Source organism: Gemmatimonadaceae bacterium, from assembly GCA_035533755.1.
GTDB lineage: Bacteria > Gemmatimonadota > Gemmatimonadetes > Gemmatimonadales > Gemmatimonadaceae > JAGWRI01.
In genome coordinates, this window is sequence record DATLTC010000009.1 from 216,090 (window position 1) to 230,336 (window position 14,247).

Annotated in this window: 17 protein-coding genes; 16 read left to right on the plus strand and 1 reads right to left on the minus strand. The window is 67.7% G+C overall.

Annotated elements, in window-relative coordinates; all coding sequences use genetic code 11:
- The first annotated feature begins 2 nt into the window (after positions 1-2).
- The 12 genes from VNE60_01605 (at position 3) to VNE60_01660 (ending at position 10,441) form a co-directional block, all read left to right on the plus strand.
- Positions 3-1,199: a phosphoglycerate kinase gene (locus VNE60_01605; protein HVB30202.1), complete on the plus strand. Its 1,197-nt coding sequence runs from the start codon at positions 3-5 to the stop codon at positions 1,197-1,199.
- A complete protein-coding gene (gene tpiA, locus VNE60_01610) occupies positions 1,199-1,945 on the plus strand; it encodes a triose-phosphate isomerase (GenBank protein HVB30203.1) in 747 nt (248 codons plus the stop codon). Before VNE60_01605 ends, tpiA begins: the two co-directional genes overlap by 1 nt.
- Before the next feature lie 95 nt (positions 1,946-2,040).
- Positions 2,041-2,454 (plus strand): preprotein translocase subunit SecG, encoded by a 414-nt coding sequence (gene secG, locus VNE60_01615; protein HVB30204.1) that lies wholly within the window; start codon positions 2,041-2,043, stop codon positions 2,452-2,454.
- Between the two features lie 7 nt (positions 2,455-2,461).
- Entirely contained in the window at positions 2,462-3,577 is a 1,116-nt protein-coding gene (carA, locus tag VNE60_01620; GenBank protein HVB30205.1) for a glutamine-hydrolyzing carbamoyl-phosphate synthase small subunit, read from the plus strand.
- A gap of 89 nt (positions 3,578-3,666) precedes the next feature.
- Positions 3,667-4,014, plus strand: a complete 348-nt coding sequence (locus VNE60_01625) for an HU family DNA-binding protein (GenBank protein HVB30206.1) — start codon at positions 3,667-3,669, stop codon at positions 4,012-4,014.
- Between the two features lie 138 nt (positions 4,015-4,152).
- Positions 4,153-4,395, plus strand: a complete 243-nt coding sequence (locus VNE60_01630) for a MoaD/ThiS family protein (protein ID HVB30207.1) — start codon at positions 4,153-4,155, stop codon at positions 4,393-4,395.
- A complete protein-coding gene (locus VNE60_01635; GenBank protein HVB30208.1) occupies positions 4,392-4,841 on the plus strand; it encodes a molybdenum cofactor biosynthesis protein MoaE in 450 nt (149 codons plus the stop codon). The genes VNE60_01630 and VNE60_01635 overlap by 4 nt, the downstream gene beginning before the upstream one ends.
- Positions 4,838-5,821, plus strand: a complete 984-nt coding sequence (gene moaA, locus VNE60_01640; protein ID HVB30209.1) for a GTP 3',8-cyclase MoaA — start codon at positions 4,838-4,840, stop codon at positions 5,819-5,821. The genes VNE60_01635 and moaA overlap by 4 nt, the downstream gene beginning before the upstream one ends.
- A gap of 232 nt (positions 5,822-6,053) precedes the next feature.
- Positions 6,054-6,983, plus strand: a complete 930-nt coding sequence (gene mdh / locus VNE60_01645) for a malate dehydrogenase (protein HVB30210.1) — start codon at positions 6,054-6,056, stop codon at positions 6,981-6,983.
- Between the two features lie 88 nt (positions 6,984-7,071).
- Positions 7,072-7,755 (plus strand): succinate dehydrogenase cytochrome b subunit, encoded by a 684-nt coding sequence (locus VNE60_01650; protein HVB30211.1) that lies wholly within the window; start codon positions 7,072-7,074, stop codon positions 7,753-7,755.
- A gap of 2 nt (positions 7,756-7,757) precedes the next feature.
- Entirely contained in the window at positions 7,758-9,671 is a 1,914-nt protein-coding gene (locus VNE60_01655) for a fumarate reductase/succinate dehydrogenase flavoprotein subunit (GenBank protein ID HVB30212.1), read from the plus strand.
- Positions 9,668-10,441 (plus strand): succinate dehydrogenase/fumarate reductase iron-sulfur subunit, encoded by a 774-nt coding sequence (locus VNE60_01660; protein ID HVB30213.1) that lies wholly within the window; start codon positions 9,668-9,670, stop codon positions 10,439-10,441. The genes VNE60_01655 and VNE60_01660 overlap by 4 nt, the downstream gene beginning before the upstream one ends.
- A gap of 9 nt (positions 10,442-10,450) precedes the next feature.
- On the opposite strand, the gene dcd is transcribed toward VNE60_01660, so the two are convergent.
- Positions 10,451-11,005 carry a dCTP deaminase gene (gene dcd, locus VNE60_01665; protein ID HVB30214.1) on the minus strand — a complete coding sequence of 185 codons (555 nt, stop codon included), beginning with the start codon at positions 11,003-11,005 and terminating at the stop codon, positions 10,451-10,453.
- A 185-nt stretch (positions 11,006-11,190) separates the two neighbouring features.
- Here dcd and ndhC point away from each other — a divergent pair, with 185 nt between their 5' ends.
- Genes ndhC through nuoD form a run of 4 tightly spaced genes read left to right on the plus strand, consistent with a single transcriptional unit; the run spans position 11,191 to position 14,230 of the window.
- Positions 11,191-11,595 carry an NADH-quinone oxidoreductase subunit A gene (gene ndhC, locus VNE60_01670; protein HVB30215.1) on the plus strand — a complete coding sequence of 135 codons (405 nt, stop codon included), beginning with the start codon at positions 11,191-11,193 and terminating at the stop codon, positions 11,593-11,595.
- 20 nt (positions 11,596-11,615) lie between these two features.
- Complete coding sequence (gene nuoB / locus VNE60_01675; GenBank protein HVB30216.1) at positions 11,616-12,209, plus strand: NADH-quinone oxidoreductase subunit NuoB; 594 nt, start codon at positions 11,616-11,618, stop codon at positions 12,207-12,209.
- Positions 12,206-12,910 carry an NADH-quinone oxidoreductase subunit C gene (locus VNE60_01680; GenBank protein HVB30217.1) on the plus strand — a complete coding sequence of 235 codons (705 nt, stop codon included), beginning with the start codon at positions 12,206-12,208 and terminating at the stop codon, positions 12,908-12,910. The genes nuoB and VNE60_01680 overlap by 4 nt, the downstream gene beginning before the upstream one ends.
- A 6-nt stretch (positions 12,911-12,916) precedes the next feature.
- On the plus strand, positions 12,917-14,230 hold the full coding sequence (gene nuoD, locus VNE60_01685; GenBank protein HVB30218.1) for an NADH dehydrogenase (quinone) subunit D: 1,314 nt from the start codon (positions 12,917-12,919) through the stop codon (positions 14,228-14,230).
- Positions 14,231-14,247 lie beyond the last annotated feature (17 nt).

Below are 14,247 nucleotides of genomic sequence, written 5' to 3' on the forward strand. Positions count from 1 at the left end.
GCGTGAACAAGAAAACCGTACGCGACCTGCCGGACGCCCAAGTTCAGGGTCGTCGCGCGCTGGTGCGCGTGGACTTCAACGTGCCGTTCGACGATCAGGGGCGCATCACCGACGACACCCGCATCCGCGCCGCGCTCCCCACCATCCAACTGCTGCGCCAGCGCGGCGCCCGCGTGGTGCTGCTGTCGCACCTCGGTCGGCCCAAGGGCAAGCCCGACGCGAAGTACTCGTTGCGGGCCGTGCAGGCGCGCCTCGCCGAGTTGCTGCCCGGGCAGCGGGTCGTGTTCGTGGACGCCACCCTGGGCCCCGACGCCGTGGCCGCGACGCGCGACCCGGCCGCAGACGTCGTGCTGCTCGAGAACACGCGGTTCTTTGCCGGCGAGGAGAAGAACGACGATGCGGTGGCCCGAAAGATGGCCGAACTCGGCGACTTCTACGTGAACGACGCCTTCGGCAGCGCCCACCGCGCGCACGCCTCCACCGAGGGCGTGGCGCGGTACCTCAGGCCGGGCGTGGCCGGCCTGCTCATGGAACGCGAACTGCAGTACCTGGGCGCCGCCCTCGCCGATCCCACGCGGCCGTTCATCGCCATCCTCGGCGGCAGCAAGATCTCGGGCAAGATCGACGTCGTCGAGGCCTTGCTCCCCAAAGTGGACGCGCTGCTCATCGGCGGCGCCATGGCGTGCACGTTCTACAAGGCGCTGGGCTTCGAGACCGGCACGTCGCTGGTGGAGGACGATCGCGTGGACATGGCCCGCGATCTGCTCGAGCGCGCCGGCACGCGCATCATCCTGCCGCACGACGCCACCGTCGCGCCGTCCATGCGCGAACCCGGCAAGGCCCACGCCGTCAAGCGCGACGCCATCCCCGCAGGCGAGGCGATGCTCGACATCGGCCCCGACACCGCGAAGTCGTACGCGCGGGCCATCGCCACCGCCCGGACCATCCTCTGGAACGGCCCGATGGGCGTATTCGAAACACCGCCGTTCGATGCCGGCACCACCGCCGTGGCGCGCGCCATGGCCGACGCCACCGCCACCGGCGCAACCACGATCGTCGGCGGCGGCGATTCCGCGGCCGCCGTCGACCAGGCCGGCTTGTCGTCGCGCATGAGCCACGTGTCCACCGGCGGCGGCGCGGCGCTGGAATTTCTCGAAGGCAAGACGCTCCCCGGCGTCGCCGCGCTCGACGACGCCTGATGCAAGCGCCGATCTTCGCCGCCAACTGGAAACTCAACCTCGGGCCCACCGAGGCGCGCGCCTTCATGCAGACGTTCATCGCCGCGTACCCGGCGCGCGACGATCGCACCGTGATGTTCTTTCCTTCGGCGCTCGCCTTCGCCGCTGCGCGCGCCGCGGCCGGCGCGCGAGCCGACCTCTGGTTCGGCGTGCAGAACATCGCCGCGGCGGAGAAGGGCGCGTTCACCGGCGAGAACTCGGCGCCGATCGCACGCGACGCCGGCGCCACGTGCGTGCTCGTGGGCCACTCCGAGCGGCGCCACGTGTTCGGCGAGACCGACCAGGCCACGGCGGACAAGTGCGCGCTGGCCCTGGCGCACGGATTGACGCCCGTGCTGTGCGTGGGCGAAACGCTCGACGAGCGCCAGGCCGGGCACACCGACTCCGTCGTGCTGCGGCAGCTGCGCGTGGGCGTGAGCAAGCTGGCAGCCGCGCAACTCGACCAGTTGGTGCTCGCCTACGAGCCCGTATGGGCCATCGGGACCGGACGCAACGCCACGCCGGACGACGCCGCCGCGGTCCACACGGTGCTGCGCTCGGAGGTGGCAAAGCTGGGCGCCCGGATGCGCGTGCCGATCCTGTACGGCGGCAGCGTGAGCCCCGCCAACGCCGCGAGCCTCCTGGGCGCCGACGGTGTGGACGGATTGCTTGTCGGTGGCGCCAGTCTCAACCCGGAGTCCTGGCAAGCGGTGGTGAACGCCGGGTGAAGGCGGGGAATTTGGCCCGCGGACTTGACGCACGGTCGTAAGTGTCGTGATATTTAGAGCTTACGACAGATTCCATTCTCCATCTCCGCATACCAATGCTGTACTCGATTCTCCTGGTTCTCCTCGTCATCGATAGTCTGGTCCTCCTCGCGGCCATCCTGCTCCAGAGCGGGCAGGGCGGCGGCATGGCGGCCACATTCGGCGGCGCGAGCAGCTCGGCGGATGCCATCTTCGGCAGCCGCCAGGCAGGCAACCTGCTGACCAAGACATCGTGGTGGGGCGGAGGGCTGTTCCTCGCCCTGGCGTTCATGCTGTCGCTCGCGTCCTCGCGGAGCACCACGCCGCAGTCGGTGCTGGACAACACCTTCCAGACGCCGCCTGCCGCCCCGCCACCGGTGACCACCGGCGGTGGCGCCATCCCGCTGCAGACCGCGCCGGCCACCACGCAGCCGGCAGCGCCGGCCGCGAAGACGCCTCCCGCCGCCCCTTCAGGCACCAAGAAGCCCTGACGCGCAGGTGACACTCACACGGCACCAACCAGGGTTCCTCCTCCTCGAGGACGGAACCCTTTTTCACGGCGCGCTGCGCACCGACGCTCCCACGACGGTGGCTGAGGTCGTGTTCACGACCAACATGAGCGGCTACCAGGAAGTCTTCACCGATCCGTCGTATCGCGGCCAGATCGTCGTCATGACGGCGCCGATGATCGGCAACTACGGCATCAATGAGGAAGACCCGGAGTCGGCCGGCGTGCAGGTGGCCGGCGTCATCGTGCGCGAACTGTCCAACGAGTACTCGAGCTGGCGCGCCGATGGCGATCTGGCCGGGTGGCTGGGGCGAGCCCAAGTTCCGATTCTCGAAGACGTTGATACGCGCCGCCTCACTCGGCACCTGAGAACCGTGGGCGTGATGCGCGGCGTGATCGGGGCCGGCGACGCGCCCACCGACGACGCGCGCGCCGAGCTCGAGGCGTGCCCGTCCATGGAAGGCCTGGACCTGGCATCTCGCGTCACGACCCGCGAGCCGTATACCTGGGGCAATCCCGCCGCGTCCAACCACATCGTGGCGTACGACTACGGCATCAAACGGAACATCCTCCGCCTGTTCGAGGCGCATGATTGTCGGGTCACGGTGCTCCCCGCGGAGACGCCGGCCGAGATGGCGCTCGAACTCCAACCGGACGGGATCTTCCTCGCCAACGGGCCGGGCGATCCGGCGGCCGTGACCTACGCGCCCGCAACGGTTCGCAAGATCGCCGCGGCGGGCGTGCCGATCTTCGGGATCTGCCTCGGACATCAGATCCTGGCGCTGACGTTCGGCGCCAGGACCGAGAAGATGGCCTATGGCCACAGGGGCGGAAACCATCCGGTCAGGGCCGTGGCCACGGGACACGTCCTCATCACGTCCCAGAACCATGGGTTTGCGGTGGCGGGAGACGAACGGGGCATTCCTGGCGCGCCGGCGCTGGAGGTCACGCACGTCAATCTCAATGACGGGAGCATAGAGGGCTTGCGCCACAAGGAGTTACCGATTTTTGCGGTGCAATATCACCCCGAGGCGGCTCCAGGCCCCCATGACGCCAGGCCATTGTTCGACCAATTCATGGACGTGGTCCGCAATTCCGGCGTCTGAAAGCCCACAACCTCTTGACACACAACACTTAACGGCCATAAGTTCGGGGAGCGCTCAAGCCTCAGAGCGCCTGACCCCGAGGCTCTTCAATGACCAAAGCCGATCTGGTCGAGCATGTAACGGCGCAGATCGCCCGGACTGCCGGGCCGATGATCTCGAAGAAGGACTGCGCTCGCGTCGTCGACGCCTTTCTCGAAGCCATTAAAGACGCGCTGCACGATCAGAAAAACATCGAAGTCCGCGGGTTCGGCACCTTCAAGATTCGCCATCGCAAGACCCGGATGGCGCGCAATCCGCGCACCGGATCTCCCGTCGAAGTGTCCGCCCGCCCAGTGCCGGTGTTCAAGCCCTCCAAGGAGTTGCGCGCTCTGGTGGCCGATCTGGACATCGAGGACATCGAAGACGATACCGACTCGATCGAGGTCTCCAAGGCCTGACCCGATCCCGGGTTCCCTTACCGCCCCGGCGTCTGACGCCGGGGCGTTTTGTTTGGACAACTGCTGCCGAGCGCTCGCGGCCAAGCCGACACCGTGTCGTGCTTTCCTCCGGTCCCCTCTTCGCATAGCATTCGCCCCATGACCGTGCGCGTGCTGCTCTTCGCCTCCTATGCCGACGTTCTCGGTGGTCCGGAGATCCGGCTGGACCTCCCCGACGGATCCACCGTGCGCGAGCTGCTCGACGCCTTGCGACGCCGGCCCGGCGCGCACCGGCTTCCGCCGGCTCCCCTCGTGGCCGTGAACCAGCGCTACGCCGGCCTGGGCACCCCGGTCACGGCGGCCGATGAAGTGGCGATCATCCCTCCGGTGGCGGGGGGATGATGCGAGGCGCGATCGTGGACCGTCCGCTCGATCCCTCAGCGCTGCTCGCCGAAGCCTCGGACCCCGCCCATGGCGCGGCCGTGCTCTTCGTGGGCGCCGTGCGCGATACGAACGGTGGGCGCGGCGTTCGCGGCATCGAGTATACGGCGTACCGCGAGATGGCCGAGCGCGAGTTGGCCGACATCCTTCGCGAGACGGGCGCCCGGTTTCCCGGCGCGCGCGCGGTGGTGGAACACCGGTTGGGCACCCTGGGGCTGGGCGAGGCGAGCGTGGTGATCGCCGTGGGACACGCGCACCGCGGCGCGGCATACGACGCCTCGCGCCACGTGATCGAGGAGATCAAGCGCCGGCTTCCCATCTGGAAGCGCGAGCACTACGCCGACGGCACGCGGGAGTGGGTGCACGCCGGAACGGGCCTGGCGCAGCCCGCGGAGCAGGCGCGATGAGCGAGGCGCTGCGCGATCAGTTCGGCCGCAGCATCGAGTACCTGCGGATCTCGGTCACCGACCGGTGCAACTTCCGGTGCCTGTACTGCATGCCCGCCGAGGGACTGCAGTGGCTGCCCAAGACGGAGATCCTCTCGTACGAGGAGATCGCCGAGACGGTTCGACAGCTCGCGCCGCTCGGGCTGCGCCGGCTGCGCATCACCGGCGGCGAGCCCACGATTCGGCCCGACCTCGACCAACTCGTTCGGATGCTCAGGGCCGTGCCGGGCATCGAAGACATCGCGCTCTCCACCAACGGCGTGCGCCTGGGCGCGCTCGGCGCCCGGCTGCGCGAGGTGGGACTGGACCGCGTCAACATCAGCGCCGACAGTCTGCGTCCCGACCGGATCGCGGCCATCGCGCGGCGGAACCTCGGGTTCGATCCGGTGGCGGCGGCCACGGCGGCGCAGGACGCGGGGCTCGATCCCATCAAGATCAACGTCGTGGTCATGCGCGGCGTGAACGACGACGAGGTGGAGGATTTCGCGCGTCTCACGCTGGAGCATCCGTGGCACGTGCGATTCATCGAGCTGATGCCCGTGGGAGACATGCGCGACCTCACCTGGGAGCACGTGGTCCCGAGCGACGAGCTGCTGGTGCGCCTTCGCACGCTGGGCGAACTGGCGGCGGCTCCGGGGCCCGCGCGCGGCAATGGTCCGGCGGTGTACTACCGTCTGCCGGGCGCCGCCGGGTCGATCGGCGTCATCACGCCGATGTCGCACACGTATTGCGGCTCCTGCAACCGCGTCCGCCTCACCGCCGATGGGCGGTTGCGCACCTGCCTGTTCGGCGACCACGAAGTGGACCTGCGCACCCCGCTGCGCGCCGGCGAGCCATTGGAGCCGTTCTTCCGCCGGGCGCTGGCCGAGAAGCCCAAGGAGCACGCGTTGCTGCAGATGCAGATCGGCGGGCTCCGGGCGTTGTCGCAGGTCGGGGGTTAGCCAGGCCGGACGGCACGGCACGCGCCGCCATGGCGTCGCGCACGGGCGGCACGATGCAATGGGGACCTGCTGGGTCCCCTTCGTGCGTCGCGCGCGAGACCCCGATGCCGCGTGGCGCGCGTGCTCGGCGGTCCGCTCCCGGCACAACGGATCTGCCGGGAGCGTTGCTCGCACTCGGGCAGCGGAATACTTTTCTTTGGCTGTTCACTACTTCTTCTTCCGCGATGGACTCATGGTCAACAAGATCACGGTGGTCGGCGCAGGCAACGTCGGCGCGACGACCGCCCAACGCGTTGCAGAGAAGCAACTCGCCCGCACGGTCGTGATGGTGGACGTGGTCGAGGGCATTCCACAGGGCAAGGGTCTTGACCAGTGGGAGTCGGCTCCCATTGAAGGATTCGACACCCGTGTCATCGGCACCAACAACTACGACGATACCGCCGATTCGGACATCGTCATCATCACCGCCGGCATCGCCCGCAAGCCCGGGATGTCGCGCGACGATTTGCTGAACACCAACGCCGGCATCGTGAAGTCGGTGAGCGAACAGATCAAGAAGACGTCGCCCAATGCGATCATCATCGTCGTGTCCAATCCGCTCGACGTGATGTGCTACGTGGCCAAGGAAGTCACGGGCTTCCCGCGGCAGCGGGTGATCGGCATGGCGGGGGTGCTCGACACGGCGCGCTACCGCGCGTTCCTGGCCGAAGCGCTGGACATCTCGGTGCGCGACATCCAGGCGATGGTCCTCGGCGGCCACGGCGACACGATGGTACCGCTGATCTCGTACACCACGGTGAGCGGCATTCCGGTCACGCAGCTCATCGACCGCAGCAAGCTCGACGCGATCGTCGAGCGGACGCGCGCCGGCGGGGCCGAGATCGTGAAGTACCTCAAGACCGGTTCGGCGTACTACGCGCCGTCGTCGGGCGCCGTCCAGATGGCCGAAGCGATCGTGAATGACGAGAAGCGCATCCTGCCCTGCGCGGCGTGGCTCGAGGGCGAGTACGGCCAGAAGGGCATCTTCCTCGGCGTGCCCTGCAAGCTGGGACGCAAGGGCATCGAGCGCGTGCTCGAGGTGGAACTCACGTCGGAGGAGCGCGCGGCGTTGGCCAAGAGCGCCGACGCGGTACGCGAACCGATGAGCGCGGTCAAACTATGAGCGGATCACGCGATGCGGGAAGGCGGACCAACCGGTCCACTTCCCGCATCGCGCGTTCCGGCGTTCCCCACCCGAACTTCCGATCACGATGAGCTGGTTCGTCAATCTGTACCGGTCCACAATCGGGAAGAAGATCATCATGGCGGTCACGGGGCTGATCGGTATCGCCTTCGTGGTGCTGCACATGGTGGGCAACCTCCAGGTCTTCATCGGTCAGGACAAGTTCGACGCATACGCCGCGCTGCTCCACGGGCCGCTCGCCGAAGTGCTCTGGGTGGCTCGCGCCGTGCTCGTGGCCGCGGTGCTCCTCCACGTGCTGATGGCCTGGCAGCTCACGCAGCGGGCTCACGCCGCGCGGCCGGTGGACTACCGCATGCGCCAGGCGCAGGTCTCCACGCTGGCCTCGCGCACCATGCGGTGGGGCGGGGTGTTGCTGCTGGCATTCATCGTGTTCCACATCCTGCACTTCACGGTGGGGACGATCGACCCGGCGGGGGTGTTCCACACCACCGACGCCGCGGGGCGGCATGACATCTACGGCGACGTCGTGGCCAGCTTCCGCATCTGGTGGGTATCGGGGTTCTACCTCCTGTCGATGGCGTTCCTGGGGCTGCACCTGTTCCACGGCGCGTGGAGTTCGTTGCGCACCCTGGGCGTGGCGCGCCCGTCGGAGCATCCGCTGCATCGGCGCATCGCGGCCGCCGTGGCGATCGCGGTCTGGCTCGGCTTCACCCTCGTTCCGCTCGGCGTCATCGCCGGCATCGTGCACTAGCCATGGAACTCAAGTCGCGCACCCCCTCGGGACCGGTCGCCGAGGCGTGGGACAAGCACAAGTTCGACATGAAGCTCGTGAACCCCGCCAACAAGCGAAAGTACACGGTCATCGTGGTCGGCTCGGGGCTCGCCGGCGCCTCGGCCGCCGCTTCGATGAGCGAGCTGGGGTACAACGTCAAGAACTTCTGCTTCCAGGACTCGCCGCGGCGGGCCCACAGCATCGCCGCCCAGGGCGGCATCAACGCCGCCAAGAACTATCCCAACGACGGCGACAGCATCTGGCGCCTGTTCTACGACACGGTCAAGGGCGGCGACTTCCGGTCGCGCGAGTCCAACGTATACCGGCTGGCGCAGGTGAGCGTGCAGATCATCGACCAGTGCGTGGCGCAGGGCGTGCCGTTCGCGCGCGAGTATGGCGGGCTGCTCACCAACCGGTCGTTCGGCGGGGCGCAGGTCTCGCGCACGTTCTATGCGCGCGGGCAGACGGGGCAGCAACTGCTCCTGGGCGCGTATCAGGCGCTGGAAAAGGAGATCGCCAAGGGCGGCGTGACGATGTATCCGCGCACCGAGATGCTCGACGTGATCGTCGTCGACGGGCGGGCGCGGGGCATCGTGGTGCGCGACCTCGTCACGGGCAAGATCGAGAGCCACCTCGCCGACGCCGTGGTGCTGGGCACCGGCGGGTACGGCAACGTGTTCTTCCTGTCCACCAACGCCAAGGGGTCGAACGTGACCGCCGCCTGGCGCGCCTACAAGCGCGGGGCGGCGTTCGCCAACCCCTGTTACACGCAGATCCATCCCACCTGCATCCCGGTGAGCGGCGAGCACCAGTCCAAGCTCACGCTGATGAGCGAGTCGCTGCGCAACGACGGGCGCGTCTGGGTGCCCAAGAAGGCCGGCGACACGCGCGCGCCGGGCCAGATTCCCGAGGCGGAGCGCGACTATTATCTCGAACGGAAGTATCCGAGCTTCGGGAATCTGTCGCCGCGCGACATCTCGTCGCGCGCGGCCAAGGAAGTGTGCGACGAAGGGCGCGGCGTGGGGCCGGGCGGTCGAGGCGTCTACCTCGACTTCGCCGACGCCATCGCGCGGCTTGGCCAGGACCTGATCGCCGAGCGCTATGGCAATCTGTTCGAGATGTACGAACGGATCACCGGCGAGAATCCGTACAAGGTGCCGATGCGCATCTATCCCGCCGTCCACTACACCATGGGCGGGCTGTGGGTGGACTACAATCTGATGAGCACCATCCCCGGCCTCCACGTGATCGGCGAAGCGAACTTCTCCGACCACGGCGCCAACCGCCTCGGCGCAAGCGCGCTGATGCAGGGGCTTGCCGACGGGTATTTCGTCATCCCGCTCACGATCGGCGACTACCTGGGGTCCAACAAACTCGAGCCGATCACGCCCGATCATCCCGAGGTCCGCGCCGCCGAGACGGCCGTGACCGAGCGCACCAAGCGCCTGCTGTCGGTGAACGGGAAGCGCTCGGTCACCTCGTTCCACCGCGAGCTGGGCAAGCTCATGTGGGAGTACTGCGGCATGGCGCGCAGCGCCGACGGGCTCAAGCATGCGCTGGCCGAGATCCCCAAGCTCCGCGAGGAGTTCTGGCGCAACGTCACGGTGCCGGGCACGGGCGTGGAGTTGAATCAGTCGCTGGAGCATGCGGGGCGCGTGGCCGATTTCTTCGAACTCGCCGAGCTGATGTGCACCGACGCGCTCCACCGGGAAGAGTCGTGCGGCGGCCACTTTCGCGTGGAGCATCAGACGGCGGACGGCGAGGCCAAGCGCGACGACGAGCACTTCGCGTACGTGGCGGCCTGGGAGTACCAGGGCGACGGGAAGGCGCCGGCGCTCCACAAGGAACCGCTGGCATTCGACAACGTGCACCTGGCCACACGGAGCTATAAGTGAGACTCACCCTTCACGTATGGCGGCAGCCGGCGGCCAATGCCGGAGGGCGGTTCGAGCGATATGAAGCGCCCGACGTCAGCCCCGACATGTCGTTCCTCGAGATGCTCGACGTGGTGAACGAGGGACTCATCGCCCAGGGCCAGGTGCCGATCGCGTTCGATCACGACTGTCGCGAGGGGATCTGCGGCATGTGTGGCATGGTGGTGAACGGCGTGGCGCATGGGCCGATGAAGATGACCACTACCTGCCAGCTGCACATGCGGCATTTCAAGGACGGCGACGAGTTGTGGATCGAGCCGTGGCGGGCCCGGGCGTTCCACGTCGTGAAGGATCTGGTGGTGGATCGCAGCGCCTTCGACCGGATCATCCAGGCGGGAGGGTTCATCAGCGCGCCCACGGGCGCCGCCCAGGACGCGAACGCGATTCCGGTATCCAAGCAGGACGCCGATGAGGCGATGGACGCCGCGGCCTGCATCGGCTGCGGCGCCTGCGTGGCAGCGTGCCCCAACGGCTCGGCATCGCTGTTCACGGCCGCCAAGATCTCACATCTCGGGCTGTTGCCCCAGGGGCAGCCGGAGCGCTACCGGCGCGCCCTGCGGATGGTGGCGCAGATGGATCTCGAGAACTTCGGCGGGTGCACCCTGTTCGGCGAGTGCCAGGAAGCGTGTCCCAAGGGCATCAGCATCGACTTCATCGCGCGGATGAACCGCGACTATCTGGGCGCCGTGGTGACCGAGCGCCCGGAGAAGGCGGTGGGCGGCGCGGGCTGACGCGACGGATCAGAGCCGCGGCAGCGTCACCCCATGCTGCCCCTGGTACTTGCCCTTCTTGTCCTTGTAGGAGATCTCGGGCTCCTCTTCGCCCTTGAAGAAGAGCACCTGGGCGATCCCCTCATTGGCGTAGATCTTGGCGGGGAGCGGCGTGGTGTTCGAGATCTCCAGGGTCACGAATCCCTCCCATTCCGGCTCGAAGGGCGTGACGTTGGTGATGATGCCGCACCGGGCGTAGGTGGACTTGCCCACCGTCACCGTGAGGATGTTCCTCGGGATGCGGAAGTACTCCACCGAGCGGGCCAGGGCAAACGAGTTGGGCGGGACGATGCAGACGTCCCCCTCGAACTCCACGAAGCTCTTGGGATCGAAGTCCTTGGGATCCACGATCGAGTTCAGCACGTTCGTGAAGATCCGGAACTCCCGCGCCACGCGCATGTCGTAGCCGTACGAGCTGACGCCATAGGAGATGACGCCGGCGCGCACCTGGCGGTCTTCGAAGGGCTCGATCATCCCGTGTTCCTTGGCCATGCGGGTGATCCAGCGATCGGACATGATGCTCATGAGGGGCCCGAGAGAGGGTGGCGGTGGGGGCGGGGACGGCTGGCCGCGCGCCGGAATGTATCCACCCACGCCACACGCGCCAAGCGTGTCGGCGGGACGTGAGGAATCCGGTTGACCCCCGCCAACACGCTGGATAACTTTTCCGCGCTGGAGCTAGTGAAAGTTTTCACGAAGTCTGGAGCGCCATGGAACGCACGTATTTCCCCGTCCTGCTCCTGCTCGGCTTCGCCATCGTCAACGCGGTGGTGATGCTGGGGCTCTCCCATCTCACGCTGCGTCCGCGCCCGACGCCGGTCAAACAGGCCGCGTACGAATCCGGCATGCCGCCGCTGGGCGACGCCCGTGAGCGATTCTCGGTCAAGTTCTACATGGTCGCGGTGCTCTTCATCATCTTCGACATCGAGACCGTGTTCATGATTCCGTGGGGTGCGAACTTCCGCGAACTGTCGTGCGCGGTGCCCCTCGTGGGCGGCGCCTGTCCGGCAGGACAGATCTCGTTCTTCGGCCTCGGGGAGATGCTGGTGTTCATGGCCATTCTCCTCGTCGGTTTCCTCTACGTCTGGAAGAAGGGTGCCCTGCAATGGGACTGACCCCGCGCCCGGAGTCGACCGTGTCGTACAATCCGGCCTCACAGGAAGGCTGGGTGGCCACGAAGCTCGACTTTCTCGTCAACTGGGCCCGCGCCAGCTCGCTCTGGCCAATGCCGTTCGGCACCGCGTGCTGCGCCATCGAATTCATGGCCAGCGCCGCGAGCGACTTCGACCTCGCGCGGTTCGGCATGGAGCGGATGAGCTTCTCCCCGCGCCAGGCCGACGTGCTGATCTGCGCCGGCCGTGTGCCGTTCAAGCTGGCGCCCGTGCTGCGTCGCATCTGGCAGCAGATGCCGCAGCCCAAGTGGGCGATCTCCATGGGCGCCTGCGCGTCGTCGGGCGGGATGTTCGACAACTATGCGGTGGTGCAGGGCATCGACACCATCATTCCGGTGGACGTGTACGTCCCCGGGTGCCCGCCGCGGCCGGAAGGCCTGATCTACGGGATCATGCTCCTCCAGGAGAAGGTCAAGAAGGAGCGCGCGGCCGACAAGACGCTCCGCAACGAGATGGAGCCCGACCCCAAGAGCCAGCTCTACATCCCGCCGTCGCTGATCGACGAACTGTCGGAGCCGTTCGGGAATTCGGTCCACCAGACCCGGTCGGGCCTGTGAGCGCGCCGTTCACGCCCCTGGTGGCCGGCAGCGCCCTCGGCGCCGGCGCGCCGTCGCCCGCCACCCCGCACCATGTGGCGTTGGCCGGCGGCGACGCCAATCCGTCGGCCGCGGCGTTGCAGGCGCGCTTCGGTGACGCGGTGCGCCGCGTGCACGTGGTGCGCGGCGAGACCAACGTCGTCGTCGCCGACGCCTCCCTGCTCGACATCGTGCGCTGGCTGCACGACGATCCGTCGCAGCAGTACGAGTACCTCTCCGACGTGACGGCGGTGGAGTTCCGCGACCCCGAGCAGCCGATCGAGGTGGTGTGGCACCTGCGCTCCATCGTGTACCGGCGGTTCCTGCGGCTCAAGGTGGAGCTGACCCGGGGCGAACCGCTCGCCGTGTCCAGCGTCTGGGACGTGTACAAGGGAGCGGATTGGCTGGAGCGCGAGTGCTACGACATGTTCGGCATCGCGTTTCGCGGCCACCCCGATCTGCGCCGCATTCTGATGTGGGAGGGATACCGCGAAGGGTTCCCCCTCCGGAAGGACTTCCCGCTGCGGGGCCGGTTCAGCCGGTCGGAGCAGCTCCGGCAGGCGCTGGCGGCCAATCCCGAAGCCCGCTACTCGATGGAAGAGCTGTCGATCGCCGACGCGTTCGAGGACCTCCCGCAGGAAATGCGGCGCCGCCTGAGCGGCGGCGAGCAGGCGGGGGAATAGCGCGCCATGCCAACGACCAAGCGTACGGTGGAAGTCGAACTCTCGACCACGGGCCTCGATGCGCAGGGCCGTCCGGTGCGGGTGCCCCTGGTGACCGACGACCGGGGCAACGCCGTGGCCATGGAAGCGCCCGAGGCGATGGAGCCCGATCTCGCCGGCGAGCACATGCTCATCAACATCGGTCCGCAGCACCCGGCCACGCACGGCGTGCTCCGGCTGGTGCTCGAACTCGACGGCGAGACCGTGGTGCGTTGCATTCCGCACATCGGGTACCTGCACTGCGGCTTCGAGAAGATCGGCGAATATCGCCAGTACAATCAGATCATCCCGTGGACGGATCGCGAGGACTACCTCAACTCCCCGGGCAACAACGTCGCCTTCGTGCTCGGCGCCGAGCGGCTGTTCGGGATCGAGATCACGGAACGCTGCACGGTGCTCCGGGTGATCGCGATGGAGCTGTCGCGGATCATCTCGCACCTCGTCTGGTGGGGCACCACCTGCATCGACATCGGCGCGTTCACGCCGTTCCTCTGGCTGTTCCAGGAGCGCGAACGGGTGTACGAGTTGATCGAGATGTGGATCGGCGCCCGGCTCACGACGTCGCTGACCCGCGTCGGCGGCATGGGCGCCGACATCCCCGACGGCTTCATGGACAAGCTCACCGGCTTCGTGAAGAGCTTCCCCAAGACGATCGACGAAGCCGAGCGGATGCTGTCGAAGAACGCGGTGTGGGTGGGGCGCACGGTCGGCCTCGGGGCGATGTCGGCCGACGAGGCGATGAACTACGGCCTCTCGGGCCCGATGCTCCGGGCGTCCGGCGTGGCGTACGACGTCCGCCGCGACTTCCCGTATCTGGATTACGAGACGTACGACTTCGACGTGCCGGTGGGCACGAGCGGCGACGTGTACGACCGGTATCTGGTGCGCGTGGAAGAGCTGCGCCAGTCGGTGCGGATCCTCGAGCAGGCCATCCGGCGGCTGCCCGACGGCCCGGTGAACGTCGACGACCACCGCGTGATCCTGCCGCCCAAGAGCAAGGCCACGAGCGACATGGAGTCGATGATCCATCACTTCAAGCAGGTCATGGAAGGTCCGCGGCCGCCGGCCGGCGAGTGCTACGTGGCGGTGGAGAGTCCCAAGGGCGAGAAGGGCTACTACATGGTGTCCGACGGCACGTCGAAGCCGGTGCGCTGGCGCATCCGGCCTCCGTCGTTCGTGAATCTGTCCGCCATCCCGAAGATGGTGGAGGGCCACCTGCTGTCGGACGTGATCGCCATCAACGCGAGCATCGACATCGTCATGGGCGAGATCGACCGATGACGGCCCGCCTGCTCGAG